Source organism: Streptomyces sp. NPDC005374 (assembly GCF_042872225.1).
Classification (GTDB): Bacteria; Actinomycetota; Actinomycetes; order Streptomycetales; family Streptomycetaceae; genus Streptomyces.
The window spans coordinates 37,253-62,795 of the sequence record NZ_JBIAKA010000028.1 but is presented as its reverse complement, the minus strand read 5'-3'; the positions used below and the strand labels follow the sequence as shown (position 1 = coordinate 62,795).

Annotated in this window: 16 protein-coding genes and 1 pseudogene; 12 read left to right on the top strand and 5 right to left on the bottom strand. The window is 67.7% G+C overall.

What is annotated here, in order from left to right:
• Positions 1-108 precede the first annotated feature (108 nt).
• Complete coding sequence (locus tag ACFYRX_RS44270; protein WP_389112776.1) at positions 109-780, top strand: SDR family NAD(P)-dependent oxidoreductase; 672 nt, start codon at positions 109-111, stop codon at positions 778-780.
• 395 nt (positions 781-1,175) lie between these two features.
• Here the strand turns inward: ACFYRX_RS44270 and ACFYRX_RS44265 are convergent, their stop codons facing one another.
• On the bottom strand, positions 1,176-2,054 hold the full coding sequence (locus ACFYRX_RS44265) for a helix-turn-helix transcriptional regulator (RefSeq protein ID WP_389112775.1): 879 nt from the start codon (positions 2,052-2,054) through the stop codon (positions 1,176-1,178).
• Between the two features lie 105 nt (positions 2,055-2,159).
• Here ACFYRX_RS44265 and ACFYRX_RS44260 point away from each other — a divergent pair, with 105 nt between their 5' ends.
• The 4 genes from ACFYRX_RS44260 to ACFYRX_RS44245 all read left to right on the top strand — a co-directional run bounded on the left by ACFYRX_RS44260 (position 2,160) and on the right by ACFYRX_RS44245 (position 4,422).
• Positions 2,160-2,858 carry an SDR family NAD(P)-dependent oxidoreductase gene (locus ACFYRX_RS44260; protein ID WP_389112773.1) on the top strand — a complete coding sequence of 233 codons (699 nt, stop codon included), beginning with the start codon at positions 2,160-2,162 and terminating at the stop codon, positions 2,856-2,858.
• Between the two features lie 238 nt (positions 2,859-3,096).
• Positions 3,097-3,528, top strand: coding sequence for an MFS transporter (locus ACFYRX_RS44255; protein WP_389112772.1), 432 nt, complete (start codon positions 3,097-3,099; stop codon positions 3,526-3,528).
• 82 nt (positions 3,529-3,610) lie between these two features.
• The gene (locus tag ACFYRX_RS44250) at positions 3,611-4,204 is read left to right on the top strand and encodes an SRPBCC family protein (protein ID WP_389112770.1); all 594 of its coding nucleotides are present in this window, start codon (positions 3,611-3,613) and stop codon (positions 4,202-4,204) included.
• Positions 4,205-4,257: 53 nt separating this feature from the next.
• Positions 4,258-4,422 carry a hypothetical protein gene (locus tag ACFYRX_RS44245; RefSeq protein ID WP_389112768.1) on the top strand — a complete coding sequence of 55 codons (165 nt, stop codon included), beginning with the start codon at positions 4,258-4,260 and terminating at the stop codon, positions 4,420-4,422.
• A gap of 569 nt (positions 4,423-4,991) precedes the next feature.
• On the opposite strand, the gene ACFYRX_RS44240 is transcribed toward ACFYRX_RS44245, so the two are convergent.
• Entirely contained in the window at positions 4,992-7,646 is a 2,655-nt protein-coding gene (locus ACFYRX_RS44240) for an RICIN domain-containing protein (RefSeq protein ID WP_389112766.1), read from the bottom strand.
• 642 nt (positions 7,647-8,288) lie between these two features.
• On the opposite strand from ACFYRX_RS44240, the gene ACFYRX_RS44235 reads away from it, so the two are divergent.
• From ACFYRX_RS44235 to ACFYRX_RS44220, 4 genes are all read left to right on the top strand, one after another.
• Positions 8,289-9,704: a non-reducing end alpha-L-arabinofuranosidase family hydrolase gene (locus ACFYRX_RS44235; protein ID WP_389112765.1), complete on the top strand. Its 1,416-nt coding sequence runs from the start codon at positions 8,289-8,291 to the stop codon at positions 9,702-9,704.
• 278 nt (positions 9,705-9,982) lie between these two features.
• The gene (locus ACFYRX_RS44230; protein WP_389112843.1) at positions 9,983-10,978 is read left to right on the top strand and encodes a ricin-type beta-trefoil lectin domain protein; all 996 of its coding nucleotides are present in this window, start codon (positions 9,983-9,985) and stop codon (positions 10,976-10,978) included.
• 1,020 nt (positions 10,979-11,998) lie between these two features.
• On the top strand, positions 11,999-14,689 hold the full coding sequence (locus tag ACFYRX_RS44225) for an RICIN domain-containing protein (RefSeq protein WP_389112764.1): 2,691 nt from the start codon (positions 11,999-12,001) through the stop codon (positions 14,687-14,689).
• 929 nt (positions 14,690-15,618) lie between these two features.
• A complete protein-coding gene (locus ACFYRX_RS44220) occupies positions 15,619-16,416 on the top strand; it encodes an IS5 family transposase (RefSeq protein ID WP_389112763.1) in 798 nt (265 codons plus the stop codon).
• A 28-nt stretch (positions 16,417-16,444) separates the two neighbouring features.
• Here ACFYRX_RS44220 and ACFYRX_RS44215 read toward each other — a convergent pair.
• The 3 genes and pseudogenes from ACFYRX_RS44215 to ACFYRX_RS44205 form a co-directional block, all read right to left on the bottom strand.
• Positions 16,445-16,893: pseudogene (locus ACFYRX_RS44215) on the bottom strand (ISL3 family transposase); the annotation flags it as partial.
• 134 nt (positions 16,894-17,027) lie between these two features.
• Positions 17,028-18,983, bottom strand: coding sequence for an RICIN domain-containing protein (locus ACFYRX_RS44210; RefSeq protein WP_389112761.1), 1,956 nt, complete (start codon positions 18,981-18,983; stop codon positions 17,028-17,030).
• Positions 18,984-19,088: 105 nt separating this feature from the next.
• Positions 19,089-21,320: an alpha-L-fucosidase gene (locus ACFYRX_RS44205; protein ID WP_389112760.1), complete on the bottom strand. Its 2,232-nt coding sequence runs from the start codon at positions 21,318-21,320 to the stop codon at positions 19,089-19,091.
• A gap of 450 nt (positions 21,321-21,770) precedes the next feature.
• Between ACFYRX_RS44205 and ACFYRX_RS44200 the strand changes: the two genes are divergently transcribed.
• Genes ACFYRX_RS44200 through ACFYRX_RS44190 form a run of 3 tightly spaced genes read left to right on the top strand, consistent with a single transcriptional unit; the run spans position 21,771 to position 25,481 of the window.
• The gene (locus ACFYRX_RS44200) at positions 21,771-22,835 is read left to right on the top strand and encodes a sugar ABC transporter substrate-binding protein (RefSeq protein ID WP_389112758.1); all 1,065 of its coding nucleotides are present in this window, start codon (positions 21,771-21,773) and stop codon (positions 22,833-22,835) included.
• A 47-nt stretch (positions 22,836-22,882) separates the two neighbouring features.
• Positions 22,883-24,448 (top strand): sugar ABC transporter ATP-binding protein, encoded by a 1,566-nt coding sequence (locus tag ACFYRX_RS44195; protein WP_389112756.1) that lies wholly within the window; start codon positions 22,883-22,885, stop codon positions 24,446-24,448.
• Positions 24,441-25,481: an ABC transporter permease gene (locus tag ACFYRX_RS44190; RefSeq protein WP_020122228.1), complete on the top strand. Its 1,041-nt coding sequence runs from the start codon at positions 24,441-24,443 to the stop codon at positions 25,479-25,481. Before ACFYRX_RS44195 ends, ACFYRX_RS44190 begins: the two co-directional genes overlap by 8 nt.
• Positions 25,482-25,543: the final 62 nt, after the last annotated feature.

Sequence of the window (25,543 nt, the reverse complement as noted above, 5' to 3'; positions counted from 1 at the left end):
TACGCGCGGTACCAGGAAGTCCCGTAGCTCCCGCCAACCCTCCCAGGGACTCAGCATGGAGTGCGTGAACAGCGCACGACTGTGCTGTTCGGACCAGGAGGAGCCGGCATGACCACCGCGTTCATCACCGGGGGCAACAAGTCCCTCGGTTTTGAAACCGCTCGTCGCCTCGTCGAGGCGGGGCACACCGTCCTCCTCGGTGCCCGCGACCGTGAGCACGGTCGGGCCGCGGCCGAGTCGCTCGGCGCCCGGTTCGTTCAGATCGACGTGACCGGCGACGCCTCGGTCCAGGCCGCGGCCGCGGATGTCGCCGCGCATGAGGGAACGATCGACGTCCTGGTCAACAACGCCGGCGTCCTCGGCAAGGTCGGCCCCGTCGAGGACTACACCGCGGCCGACGTGAGCGCCGTGCTCGACGTCAACGTCGTCGGGATCGTGCGCGTCACGCACGCCTTCCTCCCGCTGCTGCGCAAGTCGACGAACCCCGTCATCGTCAATGTGTCCGGCGGGATGGGCTCCTTCAGCATGACCCAGGACCCGGCGCGGATCGAGTCGCAGTATGCCCTGCCCCTTTACTGCGCCTCGAAGGCCGCGGTCACAATGCTCACTACGCAGTACGCCAAGGAACTGAAGGACGTGAAGGTCAACGCCGTTCCTAGCCCGTCGCCGACCTGCCGGGCCATGACCGGTCCGGCGGGAGTGTGCTCTCCTCCACGCCTGACGTGCGGTGCGGGATCAGCATCACCGCTCGTCCGCCCACCTGCCCGGGCGCCGGCGTGACCGAGGCCCGTTCGTCGGCAAGCTGTTCGCTCACCCGTTCAAGGACGCGTTCGGCGACGGCGAGTTCATTCCGCTCGGCCCGTACCTCCGCCAGCTGCTTGGCGAGCTGCTCTTCGAGTTCATCCAGTTCCGCGCGCCGCGCGGTGATCCGTTCCAGTAGTTCGGGATCCATGCACTGGATCGTAGAAGGGCGCCCAGCCGCAGCGAGCAAGAATCGGCGAGCTGACGAGGTTCAGGCCGTGTTCGACGGGTCCGGCGATTGGCCAAGGGCGTCTCGTCGCGCCGTGCCCCACGGCCGACCCCCTCCGTGGAGTTGGCCGCTTGAACAGTTCCCCACGGCGCGAAGCGATTGACAGGGGACCGTGGGCCGCCGGTCGGCCGACGCGCGGGGCGGATCAGTTGCGCGTGCCGGCCGGTGGGCCGACTACGGTGGTGAGCTGGAGTTTGGTCTCGTCCTCGCTGCCCGGCGCGGCGGTCATGATGACGATCTTGAGCTCGGTGTCGCCGTCGGTCAGGACATCGCAGTCCACCATGACCGGGCCCACCGACGGGTGGTCGACCGTCTTGCGGACCTCGCGGTTCGCGGTCACCTCTCCCTTCGCCCACAACTCGGCAAACCTCTCGTTGCCTGCGTTCAGGTCGCGGACCAGCGCGGCCAGGCGACTGTCCCGGGGGAAGCGGCCGGTGGCGCGGCGCAGGTCGGAGACGAGGGCGGCGTCGGTGGTGTCGGGGTCCGTATCGGTGACTGGCCACAGCGCGAGGGGGGTGTGATCGGCGGCCACCGGGAACCTGTCGCGGGCGAAGTTGCGCATCCGCGGCGGCGTGGCCAAGGGGTCGCCCAGCAGGGTGGCCCACCCGTGGTTCCACCACACCAGTTGCCAGTCGGCCGCGAACACGGCAGCCGATACGTCTCCGAGGCGGACGAGCACTCGTTGCATGCCGGGCGGGAGATGGTCGCATATCGTGCCGTCCGCCGGCGGCACGATCCGGGCCAGCCTGTAGAGATGGTCCCGCTCGGCGGTGGACAGCTGGAGGGCGCGCGCCAGGGACGCCACCACCGACGCCGAGGGTGTCGTGGCCCGCCCCTGCTCCAGGCGCACGACGTAGTCGACCGAGACTCCGGCAAGGTCGGCCAGTTCCTCGCGCCGCAGCCCAGCCGCCCGGCGCTTGCGGACGACCGGCAGCCCGGCGGCCGACGGGGGCAGCCGGTTCCGCCATGTGCGGATCGCCGCGCCCAGTCCGGTCCCGGGGGGTGTCGTCGTCATGCTCTTCATCCTCCTGCATCCCCGATCCCATGCGGGGGCGCAAGGGTGGTACTGGTCTTCCCACCGTCGAAGCGTCCCTGGTCCAGCTCCCTCGTCCAGGCAACCATCGAAGGCATGACGATCACTTTCATCACCGGAGCCAACAAGGGCATCGGCCGCGAGACCGCCCGCCGCCTCATCGCGTGCGGTCACACCGTTCTCCTGGGAGCCCGCGACCGTGAGCGGGGTGAGGAGGCAGCCGCCGCGCTGGGCGCACGTTTCGTCCCCGTCGATGTGACCGACGACGCGTCCGTGGCCGCCGCCGCCGCGGACGTCGCCGAGCACGAGGGCAGGATCGACGTCCTGATCAACAACGCGGGGGTACAGGGACCCTTCGGCGATCCCGGCGACCTCACCGCCGCGGACGCCCGCACCGTCCTCGACGTCAACGTCATCGGCGTCGTCCGCACCACCACCGCGTTCCTGCTGTTGCTGCGCCGCTCGGACGACCCTGTAATCATCAACGTGAGCAGCGGCATGGGCTCCCTCGCCTTCACCCACGACCCCGGCCGGTCCGAGTCGCACGTCATCGCGCCCCTGTACGCCTCCTCGAAGGCGGCGCTGACGATGTTGACCACGCAGTACGCCAAGGGGCTCAAGGGCATTCGCGTCAACGCCGCCGACCCCGGCTACACCGCGACCGACCTCAACGGTCACAGCGGCCCCCAAACCGTCACCGAGGGCACGGACGCGATCGTCGCCCTCGCCACCGAGGAGCCCGGCGTCGGCACCGGACGCTTCGTCGACCGCCATGGCGAGATCGCCTGGTCCTGACACCGGCGGGGCCGGGTCACCGGCCCTGAAGAACAGAACGGGCAGACCATCGAGACCGGTTGGGCGGGAGAACCGCCACTGCTACTGGCGTCGGCGGAATCTCCGGCAGAAATCCGCTCTCCTTCAGTGCTCCAGAGGCGGGCAGCAAGCTTCACCTGGCTACTGACCGCCGGCATGGGCCCGCAGACTCAGCAGCCGCCCCACACCCGGCCGGATACGGCCCAGCCCTTTCCAAGAATTGAGTCAATACCGATGTCTTCGACTGCAACGCGCCGGATGGACGGATGGGGGCGGCCTCGTCCTGGTCGCGCTCGCGCAGTTCATCGTGATCCTCGATACGACGATCGTGAACGTCGCGCTGCCCTCGATCCAGAGTTCCTTCGGCCTCAGCCCAGAGAACCTCCAGTGGGTCGTCACTGCATACACACTGGTATCCGGCGGTTTCCTGCTGCTCGGCGGACGCCTCGCCGAACTGTTCGGACGCAAGCGGTGGTTCATCATCGCCGTGGTCCTCTTCGGGCTTGCTTCGCTGGTGACCGGCCTCGCCGTCCCGGACGGCATGCTCATCGCCGCTCGCGCGGTCCAAGGTCTCGCGGGTCCCCTGCTCACACCGTCGGCGCTGTCGATCGTATGGGTTGCGTTAGCTCGTAGCCACAGTTACAGCCTCTAACAGAAGCGAGCAGCTGTAACGGTTCTCGGTTGCACCCGGTCTTCCGGGTGCTCATCTCGGTCTCCACTCGAAGGAACACGCCATGCGCGCTTTCACGGCCATCCCGCTCGCCGCCCTGTCCGGGGTCCTCATCCTTGGCGCCTCCGGTCTGGCCTTCGGCCACTCGAACGAGCAGTCGCACGACCGCCACCAGGAGAGCGCCTCCTCCAACCAGTCACTGACCTGCGGCGGCGTCCACCCCGACGAGACCGCACCGGTGATCAGCCGCAAGAGCATCGTGGTCCACGCGCCGCTGAACACCGTCTGGAAGGTGCAGACGGACGTCGAGAACTGGCCCACCTGGCAGCCCGGCGTCACCTCACTGGTCAAGGACACCCCCGGCCCGCTGCGCTCCGGCTCGGTGTTCCGCTGGGCCACCGAGGGCCTGGACATCACCTCCACCGTCAAGAAGGTCAAGCACGGCAAGTGCCTGGCCTGGGGCGGCCCGGCCCAGGGCATCGACGCGATCCACGTGTGGACCTTCACCCCCGTCAAGGACGGTGTGCTCGTGCACACCGAGGAGTCCTGGACCGGCGCCCCGGTCGTGGCCAATACGGCCTTCCTGCAGACAGCCCTCGACGCCTCACTCCAGAACTGGGTGAACAACCTCAAGAACAAGAGCGAGAGCAGCTTCTGACCAACCAGTCGCCCACCGACCGACGCCGGCGCCGACGCCGGGATAAAACGGCCGTGCGGCAGCACTCGCTGCTCAGGTCCCACGGGCACCGGACGGCGTTCCACATCTCCGCCGCTTTCTTGGTGGTCGCCGCCCTCGTCACCGCGTTTGTACTCAAGCAGAAGGGCCAGGAGAGCGTCGCCGAGGAACGTGCGACCGTCGGGATGATGGAAGGATGACGATGCTGCGGCGGCTCGGGTTCCTGACCGGAACCACTATGCGACGCACTTGACTTGCGAGCGAGCACGGAGGCCATCCGCGCCACCCACCTCCTGCGCGCCCTGCTCGTCATGGCGAATCTTGAAGTCAACCGCTGACAGACATCGCCACGCTGACGGCGATGATCACTGGGAGGGGATACCTTCGGCCCGGATCCGCTCACGCTGCCGACCACGCCGAATAGGGGGTACATGGACAGGGCTATGCCCGCACCGTGGAGTGCGCGAACGTGACGCCCTACGCGTCCACCACCACCCTGGAATGCTCCCGGGCGGCCTACCCCGACCCCAGTGATCGCGACCGTGCTCGTGATCGGGTGCGGTCTGCCGGAGCGGAGACGAGCCGTTCAGGAGCGGGCGCTCCACCTGCTGACCGACACTCACCTCCTCGAAGAAACCCCGGCCGCACGGCGGCCGGGGTTTCTTGCTTCATGGACTTTCACTGCGGGTCCGGGGCGACGCACTACGACGCCGCCGCGGATACTCGGGGCCACAGGCTGGTGTGCCTGCTCCCCGCCCGAGCATCGGGGTCAGGACGGGTCGCCGTACTGCAGACCGCGTCCGTTGGTGCCGATGTAGACGCGGCCGAAGGTGTCGGGGTCGCCGGTGATGACGCCGACGCTGCCGACGGCGCCCCACTGGTGGGCGTCGTCGTTGACGCGGAGCCAGGTGGCGCCCTTGTCGGTGGAGCGGAAGACTCCGGTGACGTCCTTGACCGTGCCGATCAGGTACAGAGCCTGGTAATCGGCGCCCGGTGCGGCCTTCCCGAAGCCGAGGGCGGAGGCGGACTTCACCGTGGTCAGGGTGGTGAAGGTGCGGCCGCCGTCGGTGGAGTGCAGCAACCCCTTGTCACCGCCGGCGATCCACAGGTCCCCAGCGATGCCGGGGACGGCCGTGAGCCGGCCGGAGGGCAGGTTACCGGCCCGGGCGGTGAAGGTCGCGCCACCGTCGGTGCTGGCGTAGAGCGTGCCGTGGGACAGGGAGTAGAAGGTGCTGCCCGAGGAGCGGTCGGCGACGACCTCGGCGTCGGTGCCCAGGCCGCTGACCTTCGACCAGCTCGAGCCCTTGTTGGTCGAGCGGTACGGTGCCTGACCGTCCTCGGTCCAGATGATGGCGGAGCCGTCCGCCGCAAGCGCGACATGGCCCATCTGGGAGCTGCTGACCGGCTCCGCCTTGAAGCCGTTCCAGCTGCTGCCGCCGTCGGTGGAGTAGGCGCCGTCCTGCTCGCCGCCACGGCCGACGCGGACCATCATCGAGGGGTTGGACTGGGCGAAATCGATGTCGGTGCTGCTGCTCATCAGCGGGTTCTTCAGCCGTCCGGCGGGCTCCTCGGTCAGGGAGCCGCCGTACCGGAAACCGCCTTGGTCGCCCATGGAGGTGATGAGGGTGGCGCCGCCGGGCGGGGCGATGGCGTCCGCAAGCGAGGTCTCCTCCAGCCCTTCGGCCCCCGGCGTCCAGTGGCTGGTGCCGCCGCTGTCGGAGGCGCTTGCGTCCTTGCTGCGCCAGATGCCGTTGCCGGTGCCGTACAGCACGTGCCCGGAGTCGAAGGGATCGATGGCCAGGGCGGTCATCCAGTGGCCTATGCCGGTACCGATGTAGGGAGCGGCTGAGGCGTCCCGCACCGACTTGTCGGCCAGTGCCTTCCAGGTCGTACCGCCGTCGGTGGTGCGGTAGAGCTCGTCCTGGGGCCACCAGCGGTCGAGGGTGGTGACCATCACCGTGGACGGCTTCTGCGGGTCGACGGCCAGACCGGAGAACCCGTAACCGCCGTTGGACGGCGAGACGTTCTTCCATGCCCCGCCGGCCGGCGTGTACTTCCACACCGAACCCGCCGTCACGCCGTTGGGTCCGAGGGCGTCGGTGTACGTCAGGTACAGCGAGCCGTCGCCGGAGACCACGCCGTGCTGGGGCATCTGACCGGTGGGCCGGCCGGGGACGGCCTGCCAGGTGCTGCCGCCGTCGGTGGAGCGGTACAGGGAGGTGGACTTGTCGGCGACACCGACGTAGACCGTCTTGCTGCCGGCCGGGCCGTAGGTCACGAAGGAGATGCCCCCGCCGCTGCCCGCCCCGTCCTTGACGGGGAACGAGGAGACCTGACTCCATGTCACGCCGTAGTCGGTGCTGCGCCACAGGCCGTTCTTGCGGGTGCCCAGCAGCAGGGTGCCGTGGTTCGCGGGGTCGACCACGAGCCGTTCGCCCGCTCCGCGGCCGTCCTCGTTGCCGCCCAGCTTGAAGGGCAGGTCGGTGCGCTGGAAGGTGCGGCCCTGGTCGGTCGAGCGCAGGATCGCGCCGTTGCCCGCCCAGTCGTTGGTGTAGGTGCCCGTGCCGAGGTAGAGCCGGTTGGGGTCGACCGGGTCGGTGGCCAGCGAGTCGATGCCCAGCAGGTTCCAGTCCTTCTCGCCGATCCAGTCGGTCAGCGGGATCCACTGCTCGGCCCCGGTGTCCCAGCGGTAGGCGCCGCCCATGTCGGTACGCGCGTACAGCAGACCCTTCTCACGCGGGTTGAACACCAGTCCCGTGACGTAACCGCCGCCCACCACCTGGGCGTTCTTCCACACGTACGGTCCGGACGCAGGCTTGGCGTCCGCGCTGCCGGCTCCACCGGCCAAGGGGTCGGCCGTCTTGACCAGCTTCCACTGCTGGTTGGTGCTGCCCCGGCTCGGATACTGGATGACTGCCGCGCCGTTGGCCGTGGACCCCCCTGAGACGTCCAGGACCTGGCCGCTCCTGCGGGAGGTCAACGTGACCGCATCGGAACCGCTCACCTCGCTGATCTTCCATTCCTGGGAGGTGGCGGAGCTCTCGGTCTGCTGCTCAGCGGCGGCCCCCTGGGCGGTCGAGTTGCCCGTCGTGCCCAGCGCCTTGCCGCTGTTGCGGTTCACCAACTCGTAGTAGCCGTCCCCTGTGGACTTCAGCTTCCACTGCTGGTTGGTGGTGTTCTGGTCGGTCCACTGCTGGATACGGGTGCCGTCGGCGGTGGAGAAGCCGTTGACGTCCAGCACCTTGCCGCTGCGCACGGAAACCAGCTCGTAGTAGACATTGCCGTCGACCGTCGCGGCCTGCGAGTCCTCCTGCACGAAAAGGAGATACGGCACGACAGCGAGGGGCGCGCCGAGCAGCACGGCGGTGGCCGTCCAGCGATGGCGGTGACGCCCGCGGCGCCTGCCGTGCGTGGTGTTCTTCATGGGGAAGTGCTCTCCTTGCATACCGTTCACAGAGGAAAAACCGATCACGGCCACCGAAACTGGCCGGATCCGACTCCTTGTGGTCACCAGCACCGCAAAGGTTGCCTTCGGGCCGAAAACTTTTCCCTGCCTGACGTGCCGGGGGTGCTTCGGCGGCACATAGCATGCACCGGCGCAGCTTCCGAGACCTCCGGCGGGTTCGGAAACTCACCCCTCTCCGCCCGGCGGCGCGGCGGGGCGAGGCGGGGCGAGGACCGTCCGGTGAGGTCGCCGTGAACGTCACTCCGCCTGCACGCGCTCACGCTACCTACACCCCTTCTTCAGGACACCCCATGTTTGACATGGTTGTCCGAGAAGCGAATCAGACTTCCGATGGCCTGAAGCTGGAAATTTCTGCCGCAGGGCTGGACACATCCACGCTCGTACCCGCTAATCCATCCCATGTATGAGTGGAGTGGATCGATGAGCGAGGCCCGACCGCGCTTCCACACCTGAAGTAGATCTTCCCGTACTCCGTCTGCCACTTGCGCGACACTTCGATCATTGTTCGATATCCCGAACACGTCTCGACTGCACCGCACCACCGGCCCCGCCAGTTCGGACGGGCCGGACCGGAATCCCGCACTCTGGAAAGAGGACTCCATGCTCAGACGCACACCAGGCCGCAGGCATCTGTCCGTGGTGCTCGCGGCCCTCACCGCTGTAGCGGCATTACTGGTGGCCGTTCCGGCGCAGGCAGCCACCACCGGCACTGTGCGCGGCGTCGGCTCCGGCCGGTGCCTCGACGTGCCGGGAGCCGCTCAGACCGACGGCACGAACCTGCAGATCTACGACTGCTGGGGCGGGACCAACCAGCAGTGGACCCTCACGGACAACAATCAGCTGACCGTGTACGGCAACAAGTGCCTCGACGTTCCGGGCCACGCCACCACGGCCGGCACTCGGCCGGTGATCTGGTCATGCAGCGGCGGCACCAACCAGCAGTGGCGGGTCGACTCCGACGGCACGATCGTCGCCGTGGAGTCCGGACTGTGCCTGGACGTGTCGGGTGGCGCCACGGCCAACGGTACGGCCGTGCAACTCTGGGACTGCAACGGCGCGGCCAACCAGAAGTGGACCGGCCTGTCCGCGCAGCCGGGTGCCGCGTGCGCCCTTCCGTCGGCCTACCGGTGGACCTCGACCGGCCCGCTGGCGCAGCCGGCGAACGGGTGGGCCGCCCTGAAGGACTTCACCACCGTGACCTACAACGGCAGGCACCTCGTCTACGCGACCGTCTCGGACGGGTCGTCGTGGAAGTCGATGGCGTTCAGCCCCTTCACGAACTGGTCGGACATGGCCTCGGCCGGCCAGACCCTGATGAGCCAGGGCGCGGTGGCTCCCACCCTGTTCTACTTCGCGCCCAAGAACATCTGGGTGCTGACATCCAACGGGTGGGGCACCCAATGGCCGTTCGTCTACCGCACGTCGAGTGATCCCACCAACCCCAACGGCTGGTCCGCGGCACAACCTCTGTTCACCGGCAGCGTCCCCGACGGCAGCGCGATCGACCCGACCCTGATCGCCGACGGCCAGAACATGTACCTGTTCTTCGCCGGTGACAACGGCAAGATCTACAGGTCGGCCATGCCGATCGGGAACTTCCCGGCCAGCTTCGGCTCGTCGTACACGACGGTCATGACCGACACGGTGAAGAACCTGTTCGAGGCGCCGCAGGTCTACAAGGTGCAGGACCAGAACCAGTACCTCATGATCGTCGAAGCTCGCGGCGCGAGTGAACAGCGGTTCTTCCGCTCGTTCACGGCCTCCAGCCTGAACGGCCCGTGGACCCCGCAGGCCGCCACCGAGAGCAACCCCTTCGCGGGCAAGGCCAACAGCGGTGCCACCTGGACCAACGACATCAGCCACGGTGACCTGGTCCGCAACAACCCCGACCAGACCATGACCATCGACCCGTGCAACCTGCAACTGCTCTACCAGGGCCTGTCCCCCAACACCCCGTCGGGCACCCCCTACATTCAACTGCCGTACCGGCCGGGCCTGCTCACCCTGCAGCGCTGACCCCCATCGCGGTGAACGGGCGCGAGGGGCGGTCGGTCCCACGCGTGGACGGGCGGTCCGCGTGTGGGACGAGCGGGAGAAGCCCCTCATCCGACCTGCGCCGACCACCTCCAGGAAGCCCTGCCGCACGTCGACCGTGTTCGGCATTCACTCGTAGAAGAGGACGCTGCATGGTAAAGCCCCGGATGTTACTCGTCGCCCTTGTCGCCGCCGCGCTCGGGGCGACGGTGTCAGGTGTGACCCCCGCCTCCGCCGCCCCCAACACGCCTTTGCGAGTCATGCCGTTGGGCGACTCGATCACGTGGGGCGTGGGGAGCAGTACGGGCAACGGCTACCGGAGTCCGTTGTGGAGCCAGCTGGCGGCGGACGGCCATCCTCTGGACTTCGTCGGTACGTTGCGAGGCGGGACGATGTCCGACCCCGACAACGAGGGTCACTCCGGATACCGCATCGACCAGATCGCCGCCCTCGCGGACGCCTCGTTGACCCGCTACCGGCCCAACGCCGTGATGCTGCACATCGGTACCAACGACCTCCAGGGGGCCTCCGAGGTCGACACCGCCATCGCACGGCTGAAGTCCCTGGTCAGCCAGATCACCGCCGCCGTTCCCGACGCGACCGTGCTCGTCGCCTCACTCGTCGTGTCCACCAGCACCTCGGAGGAACAGTTCCGGGGCGCGTACAACCAGGCCGTCCCCCGCATCGTCAGTGACGCCCAAGCGGCGGGCAAGCATGTCGCGTACGTCGACATGAGCAGCCTGACCACAGCCGATCTGGCCGATCCCCTGCATCCCAACGACGCCGGTTACCAGAAGATGGCCGACGCCTTCCACCGCGGCGTTCAGGCCGCGGACAACGCCGGGTGGCTGAGGAACCCCGCCCCGGCCCCCGCACACGTACAGTCCGGCGTCGCCGGCAAGTGCCTGGACGTCAGCGGGGCGGGCACCGCCGACGGGACCGTCGTCCAGACATGGAGCTGTGGAGACAGCGCCAACCAGTACTGGTCCTCCTACACTGACGGCACCCTGCGCTCCATGGGCAAATGCCTCGACACTGTCGGTGGGGCCACCGCCAACGGCACCAAGGTCCAGCTGTGGACGTGCCACGGCGGCTCCAACCAGGTCTGGCAGGTCTACAACGGCGGCTACCGCAACCCCGCCTCCGGCCGCTGCCTCGATGTTCCCGGCTCCTCCACGGCCGACGGCACACAACTCCAGCTGTGGGACTGCAACAACGGCTCCAACCAGAAGTGGACCGCTCTGGTCTCTGGATGAACCGGGTGCAGATGCCGGGGCACACCGGAGGCGAGCCTCCCCGGGGTCGCCGCCTGTCGAAGCCGCAGTCCCTGGTCCTCCGCGGACGGGACAGCGGCCTCGGCGGGCGGATCGTCCTCCGCTCAGGGCTCCGCGCAGACCGAGGTGCGCCCCGCTGGTCTACTCCGCTTCTCTCGGGCCGCTCCGTGCTGGAGCCGGCGGGGCGCCACTTCGGGCACCTGGCCCTGACATCCCTGATCGGAGGGTCGGGCTGGACGGCCCTGTTTCCGGATGGTCCGGGCCGGGCGCGACACACCGTCCTCGAAGACAGGGCCCCGCGCCCCGGTCGGCGCGGGACCCCCGCTGGGTGAGGCGCGCTCTACTTCCTCAGCGCCACGGCCAGCTGGGCGTCGGTCGCCTGCATCGTCGTGAACCGCCGTTGCCGATAGGACAGTTCGGGCTGGTCTGGTTCTGCGTGGAGTTCGTGGCGGCGTTGGACAGGTTCTCCCAGTTGTTCTCCAACTGCAGCCCCGGCACCTGCTTCTTCCACCCACACGTCGGTATGCAGTTTGACCGCGGCTCGTACGCCTCCCCCGCCACCGTCTTCCTGCGTTTGCGTCCGTCCGTGAGCGAACACCATCACGAGGCTCATGGGCCGTACTGGTCGGTCTCTCGGGAGCACTTGGATGTCGTCGCGTGCCACAGAGGCTCGGACAAGAGGCCACCGACCACCTCAACGTGCCCAGCACCTTCGCGACCGGTGATCACCGATGGCAGATTCCCATATAAGTACTACTCATTTTCTGAGACAGGCCGTCTACTGGGCCACAGCAGCAGGTAATCGCCAAGGTCACTCGCAGCCCATGACCGCTCCCTCATCTGGACAGATCAAGTCATCACAGGGCGAAAACGATGATTCTCCATGTCGACGATGTTACGCCCGAGAAAAATAAGTATGCCTATCACCTGACCAGGACACCATCCGACCCCGATAAATAGCACTCATAAGTAGCGGGGGTTCCGAGGAGGGACACACAACAGATGAGACCCCTACGCAGAGGAGCGGGGGCAGCGACGGCACTCGCCGCAGCGGCTGTCGTCTTCGCAGCCGTACTGCCCGCCCAACCTGCCTACGCGGCGACGATGAACTTCTACGTCGACCCGGCCAACGGCAGCGACAGCAATTCGGGAACCAGCACTGCCACAGCGTTCAAGACCGTACAGGCCGCCCAGGCCGCGGTCCGCGCCGTCAACGCGAACATGAGCGACGACATCGCCGTGAACCTGCGCGGCGGCACCTACTCCCTCACCGCCCCCATCACCTTCGGCACCAGCGACTCGGGCTCGAACGGCCACACGGTCACCTACCAGGCCTACAACGGGGAGACGCCCGTCATCACCGGTGGCAAGGCAATCACCGGGTGGACCGCGTCGACCAACGGCGAGTACAAGGCGTCCGTGGGCAGCCTCAACTTCCGGCAGCTCTACGTGAACGGGGTCCGCGCCACCCGGGCCCGCTTCCCCGACGTCGGCACGGACTTCCAACTCCAGGGCAGCGACAAGCCCAACAAGCTGCTGAAGGTGCTCAGCTCGCAGATCTCCAACTGGAGCAACCTCAACCAGGTCGAGATGATGCTGGAGACGCAGTGGGGCGAGAACTACCTGCGGCTGAAGTCGTTCACCTCCGCGGGCGGCATCGCGAACGTGTCGATCCAGGACCACGAGGCGGGCATCCTCTTCCCGCGTCCCTGGCCCCAGCTCTCCGACGGCTCCCCCCTGCACTTCGAGAACGCCCATGAGTTCCTCAACGAACCGGGCGAGTTCTACGTCGACACGGCCGCGCAGACCGTCTACTACAAGCCCCGCCCCGGCGAGGACATGTCCACCGCCTCCGTGCAGGCGCCCACGATCAAGACGCTCTTCGACATCAAGGGCACCAGCCTCGACAGCCCCGTCCATGACCTGCGCTTCTCCGGGATCACCTTCACCGGGACCACCTGGATGGAAGCGACCGACAACGGCTACCTCAACGGCCAGGGCGGCAACTACAACATCTCCGCCGACACCTCCAACCACCAGTACGTGGGCCGCCCGCCGGCCGGCGTCCAGGCGGCGGACGCCGACCGCGTCTCCTTCACCGGGAACACCTTCACGCAGATGGGGGCCACCGCCCTCGACCTGTCCCACGGTGTCCACGACAGCACCGTGACCGGGAACCTCATCTACGACATCGCCGGCAACGGGATCATGGTCGGCAAGTTCTCCGACCCGACCGTGGAGATGCACACCGTCTACAACCCGCCCACCTCACCGGCAGGTGAGGACGCCCGGGAGGTGGTCAAGAACGTCACGGTGAAGAACAACCTGATCACCCAGATCGGTGAGGACTACCTCGGAACCGCGGGCATCGACGCGGGCTTCGTCAACAGCACCACCATCGACCACAACGACATCTCCGACACTCCGTGGGCCGGGATCTCGCTGGGCTGGGGCTGGCAGTCGGCGGCCAACGCCGAAGGCAACAACAGCATCAGCTACAACCGGCTCGGCAACGTGATGAACCGGCTGTGCGACTCGGCCGCCATCTACCACCTCTCCAACGACCCGGGCACCGTCATCAACGGCAACTACGTCCACGACGTGGTGAGAACGCCGACCGCCTGTGGCAATGCCGTCGCCGGCCTCTACACGGACGAGGGGTCGAACAACATGACCCTCTCGAACAACGTGCTGTCGCAGACAGACGGTCTCGTCAACCAGAACGCCAACGGCTCCAACGTCACCCTCACCAACAACACGACGTCCGGCGACTCGGTCATCAAGGCCTCCGGTCTCGAGTCCGCCTACCAGGGGCTGGCGGCGAAGCTCAACCTCGCCTACAACAAGTCGGCGTCCGCGTCGTCGGTCTTCGGTTCGAACACCCCGCCCTCCAGCGCCGTCGACAACAACGGGACGACCGGCTGGTCGCCGACCGGCAGCGACACCTCGGCGTGGTGGCAGGTCGACCTGGGGCAGGCCTACCAACTCGGACAGTTCTCCCTGACCACGCGCCAGGACATGGATCAGTCCTCGACCCGGGGCAACTTCGAGGTCCGGGCGTCCAACGACCCGTCCTTCGCCACGTACACCGTCGTGGGACGCCAGACCAGCACCCTGCCGCTCGCGGCCACCCTCACCGGTGACATCAACGTCCGCCAGGCCTTCCGCTACGTCCGCGTCGCCAAGACCGACGGGGCCTACTTCTACATCACGGACTTCTCCGTGCAGCGGGCGGGCGGGGCCCTGGAGGACGCGACCGGCACGCCCAACACCAACCCGTCGACCTACTACTCGATCAAGAACGTCAACAGCGGCCTGGTGATGGACGTCAACGGCGCGTCCACCGCCGACGGCGCGAGCGTCATCCAGTGGCCGAACGCCGGGTCAGCCAACCAGCAGTGGAACATCGTTCCGGTCAGCGGGCAGCTCAACAAGATCGTGAACAGGAACAGCGGCAAGGTCCTCGACTTCGGCTGGGCCAGCCACTGGAGGAGCACCGCGCTGCAGCAGAGCACCTACAACGGCAGCAACAACCAGCTGTGGTACTTCGAGCCGACCACTGGCGGATACCTGATCCGCAACTTCGAGAGCAAGCAGATCCTGGAGGTGAGCAACAGCTCGACCGCGAACGGAGCCACCATCGACCAGTTCATGCCTCTGAACCAGTCCAACCAGGCCTGGACGATCCAGTGACAGGGTGACCCTACGCAGAGCTGTGGGCGGTGGGGCAGGAAGGCCATGGTCTCCTGCCCCACCGCGGCGATGTGCCCGCGGACAGCAGCCGGCCGCGTGCTTGGGATGAGCGGCCGTCCCCATCCGGTCCAGCCGGTGGCCGACCCGCTTCTTGGCCAGGTTCGTGGACGACGCCGAGCGGTCGAAACGATCGACGGCCCACCGGTCGACGACGTGACCGGGACGCGTAGGTGGAGGAGCGTGGCGGACCATCCGGTCGTACCCGTCCTCGACCAGGTCCGCCAACACCTCGGCGTACCGCTATCGCGGCCTGTCCCGCTCCCGCCTCCCGCCTCCCCGGCCTTCGCTCCTTGCGCGCCCGGACGTGCGACGCCCCCCTTCCTGCAAATGATTCCCGCGCTACCAGCCGTGCGGAACGCGATGCTCCTCAGTCGGCTGCAACGCCGACGCGAAGAGCGGCACCAGGAACACCACCACGACACAGCCACAGGTCTTCACCGGGCCTCCTTCACTCTGCGACCCAGCCGTCACGATGCAGCAGGGGCGACAAGGAGCCGCGCTCCGTCCAACTCGGACTCGAGGGAACAGCATCCGGTACGGCAACGGAATGCGCGGTTCGGCGATGGCGGTCGTCGCGGCCTCGACGGCGCCGGCGGTGGCAGGATGTCAGCCTGGTGGGGACGGTACGGACACCGCAGACGGTGGCGTCACCTCGTCGTTTTCGTCTGCAGTGCGCTGGTAGATCCGTGTTTGTGAGGGGCGGTGATCTGGTGCTGTTGGGGTGCTGAGCCGGTCGTGCTTGTCGGTGCAGATGGTGTGACGGGCTGGGGCGGTGTTGGCTTGCGCCTGCCTCATCCCTGGACGCCCCTGTCTGTTCCGTGCTTCCGCAGGGCAGGGTGCACGCCCCCGATCGGCGGTATGTCCAGGTCATGACGGAACGGCGCGCGTATCCGAGTGATCTGTCCGATGCCCGCTGGGAGTTGATCGAGCCGGTGCTGTCCGCCTGGCGCTTCGAGCGCCGGGGCCGGGCCCTGGACTTCGGCCGGCCGCCTCGGCACGATCTGCGCGAGATCATGAACGCGATCCTGTACGTGGACCGCACCGGCTGCCAGTGGGCCTACCTCCCGCACGACTTCCCGCCCCACCAGACGGTCTACGGCTACTTCGCCAAGTGGCAGACCGACGGCATCTTCGCCCAGCCCAACGGCCTGTTAAGGGAGTTGGTGCGCCAGCAGCAGGGCAAGCACCGCCACCCCTCGGCCTGCGTGATCGACGCCCAGAGCGTCAAGACCTCCACCTCTGTCCCCGCCAGGACGCAGGGCATCGATGCGGGCAAGAAAATCGCGGGCCGCAAGCGCAGCATCATCACCGACACCCTCGGCCTGCTGCTCGCGGTGCTGGTCACCGCCGCCGGCGTCCAGGACTCCAGCGCTGGTCGCGCCCTGCTCGAGCAAGCCGCCACCCTCGGCATCGATCTCGAAATCGTCCAACGCACCCCCGGAACCAGGGGGTTCACCCCGATCCCGAAACGCTGGGCCGTGCAGCGGACCTACGGCTGGCTGATGCTGCACCGCCGCCTGGTCCGCGACTACGAAACCCACCCGCACCGGTCGGAAGCCATGATCCACCTGGCGATGACCGATCGGATGGCCCGCCGCCTCACCGGCGAAGCCACCATCTCCTGGCGCGACCCGACATCACCGGAGCAACTACGCATCACAGGATGAAACAACGGGAGAAAACGACCTCTAAACTGGTGGCATAGCGGTGCCGCCGGCGCAGGGCGAAGTCGTCGACGCCGATCACGCGGGGCACCCGCCCGGTGGGCAACGGGATGCGCAGCAGGGTGCGCAGGGCCGTGTGACGGGACAGGCCCACCGCGAGTATCGCCGGCAAACGTGGTCCCGCCCGGCCCGCCAACTCCTCGACCACGGCCTTGACCTGCCTGGTCAGACGAGCGGTGCGCGCTGGTATCGCTCCAGCACCCCTGGCACCTGTTCGCGGAAGGTGTGGCGGCAGCCGCGCGTGGGACACACCAGACGCCGCACCCGCCCACGGACCACCACCCGGCTCACCGGGCAGACCGCGGTGTCCAGCGACGTCCGGGCCCGCACCACGATCCGCTCACCCTCGCCGACCACATGCTCCATGACCAGCGGGGACAGACCCGAAAACACCGTCTGCACAAGCTCGCTGACACCCATCACATGAAGGTCAACAACCCTGACAACTCTCCGTCACCACCGAATGTGAGACAGGGCCACTCGTCGTTTGACAGTCCCTCGCCGCTCTTCCTCAACAGCAGGCCGTTGAGGAAGAGCGGCGACGGAGGGCGGGGTCAGGAAGGGATGATCTGCCATTGCTGCTGTGTCAGTGACGCGTACGGCTGCTGCTCGATGTTGGCTCCGTCGGCGGTACTGCCCTCGTCGACGGCGAGGCAGAGCCCGCTGTAGCGGTTGATGAGGAAGTAGTGGCCGTCACCGGTGGGCGTGACGGTCCAGTGCTGCTGGGGGACGTTGGAGTCCGACCAGATGGCCACGTTGCCGCCGTCCACCCGCGAGAGTCCGGCCACCTCCATCAGCTTGCCGCTGTTCACGTTCTTGATCTCGTAGTAGCCGTCGCCGGTGGAGGCGAAGGTCCACTTCTGCGCGGTGTTGTTCAGCCACGGCCACTGCTGGATGTTGGTGCCGTTGGCGGTGCCGAAGTTGAACACATCGACGACCTTGCCGCTCTGGCGGTTGACGATGCGGTAGACCGTGCCGTCCCCCGGAAGGACCCTTGACACCAGAGCCGGCTTGGCGGTCCGGCCACCGATGTGGAGACCGCCGATGTTGGCGTAGCCGCCAGTGGCAGCGTTGGCCTGGAGCCGTACGAAGCCCACGTTCCGGGCGGGCCATTCGGCCACCTTGGTGGCGGCGTCGCCAGCCCAGGTTCCGGTGGCGACCTGGGTGAAGTTCGTGCCGTCGGTGCTGGTGGAGATGGTGTAAGAGGTGATGTCGCCGTCAGTGGTGTTGCTGCGGTTCCACTGCTTGGGCAGGTACTCCAGGGTGGAGACGTTGCTCCACACCCCGCCCAGGTCGACCGTGATCGAGTGGGGCAGGGCCGGGGACAGGCCCCAAGTGGACCAGCAGGTCTCGTAGTTCCTGTCGCTCAGTCCGTCGATGGCGTTGAGGGGTCCCTCGCCGGTGTGGAATGCGGTCGCGTAGGCGCTGACCGGTGTGACGGGGTGCTCGGCGCGCAGTATCTGCGTCGGCAGTGGCGGGCGGGAGGTGTTCGGGCTCCAGGCCGCCCCGACTTCGGCGAGCCGGTTGACGATGTTGGTGTCCAGCCTGCCGTCACGGTTGGGCGGGCAGTTGAGGATGAACGAGGTGTACTTCGGCTCCAGGTCGGCCAGATGCGACAGGATCGATGCCTTGCTCATGGGGTCGGTGGTCGGCGTGGCCGGATGCCAGAACCAACCGTTGCTGATCGTCTGCCCCTGCGTGGCGGCGTAGGTGTTTCCGGCGGGCGCACTGACGCCCAGCGGCTCCTCGAAATAGATCGCGTCACCGAGGAACGGCACTGACAGCGCACCGTGGTCGATCATGACGATGTCCGGCTGGAGCGACTTCACATGCTCGCGGATCCGCTGGTAGGAGACGGCCTGCTGGCCCATCTGCCACGCGTAGCCGTCGGTGATGAAGAGGTCGATAGTGCCGTAGTTGGTCAGCAGTTCGGTGATCTGGCCGAGGATGAAGGTCATGTCGCCGGGCTGGATGGCATCCGTGGTGTCGAGCCCGGACACCTGGTGCCGGCTCTCCCACGCCTCGACGCCGAAGGTGCGGTCCCATATCGAGTAGTAGAGTCCGACCTTCAGTCCCTTGGCCCGGAATGCGTCGCAGTACGCCTGCACCACGTCGTGCTGGTAGGAGCTGTTCGCGACGTTCTGGGTGCCGAAGGCGCTCGGCCACAGGGCGAAGCCGTCATGGTGCTTGGTCGTCAGGATGCCGTAGCTCATCTTCGCCGCCGCGGCGGCATCGGCCCACTGGGCGCAGTCCACGGCCGTGGGCGCGAACAGAGCGGGGTTCTGGTTCGGGGCGGCCCATTCCTCGTTGGTGAACGTGCCCATGTTGAAGTGGTTGAACATGCCGAAGCGCATGTTCACCAGCTTCTCCAGATTGGTCTGGGGATCCGCGGCGGCTGCCTCCGGCAACAGGGGCGACAAAGCGGGGACCACGGGCAGCGCTGTCGCGGCCACAGCGGCGCCCGCGGCGCCCAGCAGGGTACGACGGGACAGTCTTCTCTCTGATGACATGGGTGTACTCCCGGTCGGGTGGCTCTGATGTGGGGGGGGTGGTGAAGGCGGCGGGCAGGCCCGAGAGGGCGCCCGCCGCGGCCGTTGGTCAGGGCGGAGCGGGACTCACAGGGCGGTGAAGGTCCACTGCAGGTTGGTGCTGCTGCCGTTGGTCCACTGCTTGGTGACGGAGCCCGAAGCGACGTTGCCGCCGCCGTCGAGGGCCAGGCCGGTGGTGCGGTTGGCGATCGTGTAGCTGTTGCCGCCCCGGGGTGTGATCTTCCACTGCTGGTTGGAGCCGCCGTTCCACGGCGCCTGCTGGGCCGGGGAGCCGTCGGCGGTGCTGCCCCAGCCGTCGGCGACCATGCCGTTGGTGCGGTTGACCAGCTTGTAGTAGCCGCCGCCCACGTCCACCGCCTGCCACTGGAGGTTGTTGCTGGAGTCCCAGCTCCACTGCTTGAGGTTGGATCCGGAGGCGACGTTGCCGCCGCTGTCCAGGGCGAGGCCGTCGGTGACGTTGGTGATCCGGAAGTACCTCGACGGGTTGAACTGGACCCTGAGCGAGGTGATCTGGTCGTTGTTGCCGGTGACCCTGAGGTCGGGGTTGTCGGCGGTGAAGGTCCAGGCGGTGCCGGTGAAGTTGTCGCCGGAGTAGCCGATCACCTGGTAGCCGGGGGCGGGGCGCAGGCTGGAGATGGTGCGGGTGCCCAGTCCGGCCGCGCTCAGGTCGGCCGCGGTGTAGTCGCCGACGGGCAACGGGGCCGAGCCGCCGGTGTAGTTGACGTCCGTGAAGGCGGCGGCGCCGGCCAGCGGCAGCAGGGTCGGGATGGCGCCGGAGAAGGCCAGCTTCAGGACGTAGGCGCCCGCGGTGTAGGGCGCCGAGGACGGCAGGGTGACCGTGAGACCGGAGGAGGTCTGCGTGGGCGCGGGCAGGTCGATGTAGGTGCCGGCCGTGGAGCCGAGCAGCTTCACCGAGGTCAGCGAGGAGAGGTTGACGCGGTCCGAGCTGAGCGTCTTGATCGTCACCGAGCTGCCGGGCCAGCCCAGGACGGTGGCGTACAGGACGTTGCCCGCCTTGTTGCGGGTGAAGCGGATGTCCTGCGCGGTGCCGGCCGTCGGAGTGGTGAAGGCGCCGCCGCCCATCTTCGTCGGGCCTTCGCCGTACACGGTCCAGGCGCGGGTCGAGTACACCGACTCGCCGAAGCGCTTCAGGTAGTCGCCCATGCCGAGAAGGATGTCCTTCTGCGCCTGGGGGATGGTGCCGTCGGCCATCGGCGCGATGTTCAGCAGCACGTTGCCGTTCTTGCTGACCCGGTCGAGGAACGAGTGCAGCATCTGCTGGCTGCTGTAGTAGCCGATGCCCTGCGTGTAGCACCAGCTGGAGCTGGAGATGCTGTCGTCGGTCAGCCAGTACGGGCTGGTGAGGTCGCCGGGCCCGCCGCGCTCGTAGTCGAAGACCTCGCCGTTGCCGTTGAACCCGTCCTTGTAGGTGGCGACGACCTCACGGCCCCAGGCGTTGGCCTGGTTGTAGTAGTAGGACAGGAAGTTCAGGCGCTGCGTCTCGTCGACCGCGTCCAGTTTGAAGTCCTGCCACAGGATGTCCGGTTGCGCGAGGTCGACGACCTCCTTGAGCTTGTCGTACCAGAGCTGGTTCTCCGCGGCCGCACCGAGCTGGCCGTAGAGCTTCTTGAGGCTGGGGTCGGTCTGGGCGGGGGCGAACTCGTAGAAGCCGTTGTAGTGGTACGCGTGGTGCATGGCGACCAGCAGTTTGAGGCCCTTGCCCCGGATCGCCGTGGTGAACAGCTGCAGCAGGTTGAGTTTCGGACCCTTGGCGACCGAGTTCCACTCGTTGACCTGGCTGTTCCACATGGAGAAGCCGTCGTGGTGCTCGGCGACCGGGCCGGCGAACTTCGCACCCGCGTCGACGAACAGCTGCGCCCACTCGTTGGGGTCGAAGTTCCCGCCGGCCGACTTCAGCTTCGGCGCGAACTGCACGAAGTTGCCCGCCAGGTCCTTCGCCCCGTTGATGAAGTTGTGGTACGGCCATGCCGAGGGCTGGCCGTAGGTCGCGATGTGGTGCTGGTTCACGCTGTCGCCGGCGTGATACATGGACCGCGGATACCACTCGTTGCCGAAGGCGGGAACGCTGAAGACGCCCCAGTGGAAGTAGATCCCGAACTTCGCGTCCTGGAACCACTCCGGAGCCGGCGGGTGCTGGTCGACCGAGTTCCAGTCGGGCGTGTAGGTGCTCGGTGCCGCCTGAGCGACGCCGGCGCCGAGGCCACCGCCTGCTATGGCTGCCGCCGCCACACAGGTGGCGGCGGACAGGAGCTGGCGTCTGTTGAGCGAACGCGACATGAGGACATCCCTGAGGTAGGGGCAAGGGGACGGGGGGAGACGCGGGACGCCGACGGTTCTGGAGCGTCGGAGGTTACGCATGAAGTTCGACCATGTGACGCACTGATGTCAACGGGCGTGCAGGGATGAAAACTCATATCCGCAGAAGCTTTTGATCCGATATAGGCCCTATTAGCGCATTGCTGTAGCGGCAAACATGGAATGTCTAGGGGCCCGGCGAAGGGTGCACCACCACACGGGCAGGCCGCAGGCAAGCCGCAGCCCATCACGAGTAGACATCATTGATGGGATGGATCTACTACCCAGGGGGCCCATCTCCAGCACTTTTGCCGCACCCACTAGACAACCTCGTTTCCCTCGCTCTATAAACATCCCATCTCTCCGTCGGCGACACACATTCGTCGCATCGGCGTAACAACCCCGCTCCGGGACCAGCGCGAGGAAGTACCCATGAGACTCAGAACCGCACTCGGCTCCACCGCCTCCGTCGTCTGCGCACTGACGCTGCTCAGCGCCTGCAGCAGCGGCTCCGGCACCACCGCTTCGTCGAGCGGCAAGCCGCTCGTGGGCGTCGACTACCCGCGGTCCGACACCGACTTCTGGAACTCGTACATCAAGTACACGCCCCAGTCGGCCAAGGAGCTGGGGCTCGACCTGAAGACCACGAACTCCCAGAACGACGTCGCCAAGCTCACCGCCAACGCGCAGACGTTCATCAGCCAGGGCGTCAAGGGCATCGCGATGGCCCCGCAGGACACCGCCGCCATCGCGCCCACCCTGGCCCAGCTGGAGGCGAAGAAGATCCCGGTCGTCACCGTCGACACCCGCCCCGACACCGGCAAGGTCTTCATGGTGGTGCGCGCCGACAACCGCGCCTACGGCGAGAAGGCCTGCCAGTACCTCGGCACCAAGCTCGGCGGCAAGGGCAAGGTCGTGATGCTCCAGGGCGGCCTCGACTCCATCAACGGCCGTGACCGCACCGAGGCGTTCAACGACTGCATGAAGAAGAACTACCCCGGCATCAAGGTGTTCGGCGAGGCCACCAACTGGGACGGCGCGGTCGCCGCACAGAAGCTCCAGACCGACCTGACCGCCAACCCGGACATCAAGGGCGTCTACATGCAGTCCAGCTTCGCCCTGGCCGGCACCCTCCAAGTCCTCAAGCAGAAGGGCCTGTTGGTCGACCCCAAGAACAAGAAGCACGTCTTCGTCGTGTCCAACGACGGCATCCCCGAGGAGCTCAAGGACATCGCCGCCGGCCACATCGACGCCACCGTCTCCCAGCCCGCGGACCTGTACGCCAAGTACGCCCTGTACTACCTCAAGGCCGCGATCGACGGAAAGACCTTCAAGCCCGGAAAGACCGACCACGACAGCACCATCATCCAGGTCCGCGACGGACTGCTGGAGGACCAGCTCTCCGCTCCCCTGGTCACCGTCGACGGCGGCACCTACGGCGGCGTGCCCAGCGTCAAGAGCGACGACACCTCCCTGTGGGGCAACAACCTCGGCTGACCTGCCCTCTCAGGCATCCAACGGCTCACCACTACAAGGCGGTTGAAATGAGCGACGGGGAGCGAGCAGTCACCCCCGCGCCCGCCCCGGCGGACGACGGACGGGCCCCCGCGACCCCGCCCGTCGTCGAGGCGACGGGCATAGTCAAACGATTCGGTCCGACCGTGGCCCTGAACGGCGCCCGGATCACCATCCGGCCCGGCGAGACCCACGCGCTCGTCGGCCGCAACGGAGCCGGCAAGTCGACCCTGGTCTCCGTCCTGACCGGCCTGCACGCCCCCGACGAGGGCACGGTCACCTTCGGCGGCGGCCCCGCCCCCCGGCTCAGCGACCGCGACGCCTGGCGCCGGCGCGTGGCCTGCGTCTACCAGAAGTCGACGATCATCCCCACGCTGACCGTCGCCGAGAACCTCTTCCTGAACCGTCACCACCACGGCTCCAACCGGCTGATCAGCTGGACCGGCGTACGCCGCCGGGCCCAGGAGCTGCTGTCGACCTGGTCGGTGGACGTCGACCCGCAGTCCCCGGCCGGCGAACTCAGCGTCGAGCAGCGGCAGTTCGTCGAGATCGCCCGGGCGCTGTCCTTCGGGGCCCGGTTCATCATCCTCGACGAGCCCACCGCACAGCTCGACGCGGCGGCGATCAACCGGCTCTTCGACCGCATCCGCGAACTGCAACGCCAGGGCGTGACCTTCCTGTTCATCAGTCACCACCTGCAGGAGGTCTACGAGATCTGCGACATGGTGACGGTGTTCCGCGACGCCCGGCACATCGTCACCGCCCCCGTCGCGGACCTCCCCCGCACCGAGCTGGTCGCCGCCATGACCGGCGAGGCGGCCGCCGACCGGCAGCAGGCGCGCTCGAGCACCCTCGACCCCGCCGCCGCCCCGGCGCTGTCCGTGCGGGATCTGGGCAGGGACGGCACATACGAGGACGTCACCTTCCAGGTGGGCGCCGGCGAGATCGTCGGCCTCGCCGGTGCCGCCGCCAGCGGACGCACCGAGGTCGCCGAGACCGTCGTAGGGCTGTGGGCGGCCGCCACCGGCGAGGTGGAGATCGCCGGGCGGCGGCCCCGGCCGGGCAGCGTGCCCGCCGCGCTCGCGTCCGGCGCCGGGTTCGTCCCCCAGGACCGGCACCACCAGGGCTTCGTGCCCGACATGTCGATCGCCGACAACGCCACCCTGTCCGTGCCCCACCGGCTCGGCAGGAACGGCCTCCTCAGCCGTGACCGACGCGACCGGCTCGCCGACAACATGATCGAGAAGCTGGCGATCAAGACGCCGGGCCCCGAGCTGCCCGTCTCCTCCCTGTCCGGAGGCAACCAGCAGAAGGTCGTCATGGCCCGCGCCCTGGCCGACGACCCGCGGCTGCTGGTCCTGATCAACCCGACCGCGGGCGTGGACGTGCGCTCCAAGGAGTTCCTCCTCGGCAAGGTCGAGGAGACCGCCCGGACCGGCACCGGAGTGCTCATCGCCTCCGACGAACTCGACGACCTGCGGATGTGCGACCGGATCCTGGTGATGTTCCAGGGCCGGGTCACGACCGAGATAGCCCGCGGCTGGCACGACCACGACCTCGTGGCCGCGATGGAAGGAGTGGACCTCAATGCCTGAAACCGTCCTCGCGGACACAGCCGCCAAGGCCGCGGAACCGAAGCAGCGGCGCACCGCGCTGCTCGGCGGCCGGATCCCCCTGGCCCGGCTGCGCGACCTCGCCCTCGTGCCCGCGATCGTCGTCATCGCGATCGTCGGCCAGATCGTCAACCCGGTCTTCCTGCAGACGGACAACCTCATCAACGTCCTGCAGACCATGTCCGAGATGGCCCTGCTGGTCCTCGCCCAGACGATGATCCTGATCGTCAAGAAGATGGACCTGTCGCTGGAGTCCACCATGGGCCTCGCGCCCGGTGTCGCGGCCTGGCTGGTCGTCCCGGCCGGCGCCGGACACGGACTCGGCCTGCTCTCCGGTGGCTGGGCGATCCCCGTCACCCTGGCCGTGGGCGCGCTCGTCGGCGTGATCAACTCACTGCTGATCATCCGCTTCGGCCTCAACGGCTTCATCGTCACCCTCGGCATGCTGATCGTGCTGCGCGGCATCCTCACCGGCATCTCCGGCGGCCAGACGTTCTTCCAGCTGCCGCAGTCGATGCTCTACCCCGGCACCGCGCAGTGGTTCGGGATGCCCGCCTCCATCTGGATCTGCCTGGCCCTGTTCGCCGTCGCGATCGTGGTGCTCGGCTGGACCAGCTTCGGCCGCTCGCTGTACGCCATCGGCGGCAACGTCGACGCGGCGAAGGCGGCCGGCATCCGCACCGACCGGGTGCTGTGGATCGTCATCGTCACCGGCAGCGTGCTCGCCGCCGTCGCCGGACTGCTGCTCTCCGGACGGCTGGCCTCCGTGGCGTCCGCGCAGGGCAACGGCTACATCTTCACCGTGTTCGCCGCCGCCGTCATCGGCGGGATCAGCCTCAACGGCGGCAAGGGCACCATGTTCGGCGCGTTCTGCGGCATCCTGCTGCTCTTCATGATCCAGAACGTGCTCACCCTGGGCGGTGTCCCCGCCCAGTGGATCGGCGCCCTCAACGGCCTGATCATCCTGGTCGCCCTCGCCATCTCCCGGATCACCGGCGGCAAGGTCCAGGACTGACCCGGGCGGCCGTCGCCGGCCGCCCGTCCCGCGCCGCGTTCACCGCTCGTCGCAAGGGGCCC

Coding starts and splice junctions, on each gene's coding strand:
- ACFYRX_RS44190 (WP_020122228.1), top strand. CDS start 24,441: ATGCCTGAAACCGTCCTCGCGGACACAGCCGCCAAGGCCGCGGAACCG.
- ACFYRX_RS44260 (WP_389112773.1), top strand. CDS start 2,160: ATGACGATCACTTTCATCACCGGAGCCAACAAGGGCATCGGCCGCGAG.
- ACFYRX_RS44220 (WP_389112763.1), top strand. CDS start 15,619: ATGACGGAACGGCGCGCGTATCCGAGTGATCTGTCCGATGCCCGCTGG.
- ACFYRX_RS44200 (WP_389112758.1), top strand. CDS start 21,771: ATGAGACTCAGAACCGCACTCGGCTCCACCGCCTCCGTCGTCTGCGCA.
- ACFYRX_RS44230 (WP_389112843.1), top strand. CDS start 9,983: ATGCCGTTGGGCGACTCGATCACGTGGGGCGTGGGGAGCAGTACGGGC.
- ACFYRX_RS44240 (WP_389112766.1), bottom strand. CDS start 7,646: ATGAAGAACACCACGCACGGCAGGCGCCGCGGGCGTCACCGCCATCGC.
- ACFYRX_RS44250 (WP_389112770.1), top strand. CDS start 3,611: ATGCGCGCTTTCACGGCCATCCCGCTCGCCGCCCTGTCCGGGGTCCTC.
- ACFYRX_RS44210 (WP_389112761.1), bottom strand. CDS start 18,983: ATGTCATCAGAGAGAAGACTGTCCCGTCGTACCCTGCTGGGCGCCGCG.
- ACFYRX_RS44265 (WP_389112775.1), bottom strand. CDS start 2,054: ATGAAGAGCATGACGACGACACCCCCCGGGACCGGACTGGGCGCGGCG.
- ACFYRX_RS44195 (WP_389112756.1), top strand. CDS start 22,883: ATGAGCGACGGGGAGCGAGCAGTCACCCCCGCGCCCGCCCCGGCGGAC.
- ACFYRX_RS44205 (WP_389112760.1), bottom strand. CDS start 21,320: ATGTCGCGTTCGCTCAACAGACGCCAGCTCCTGTCCGCCGCCACCTGT.
- ACFYRX_RS44225 (WP_389112764.1), top strand. CDS start 11,999: ATGAGACCCCTACGCAGAGGAGCGGGGGCAGCGACGGCACTCGCCGCA.
- ACFYRX_RS44270 (WP_389112776.1), top strand. CDS start 109: ATGACCACCGCGTTCATCACCGGGGGCAACAAGTCCCTCGGTTTTGAA.
- ACFYRX_RS44235 (WP_389112765.1), top strand. CDS start 8,289: ATGCTCAGACGCACACCAGGCCGCAGGCATCTGTCCGTGGTGCTCGCG.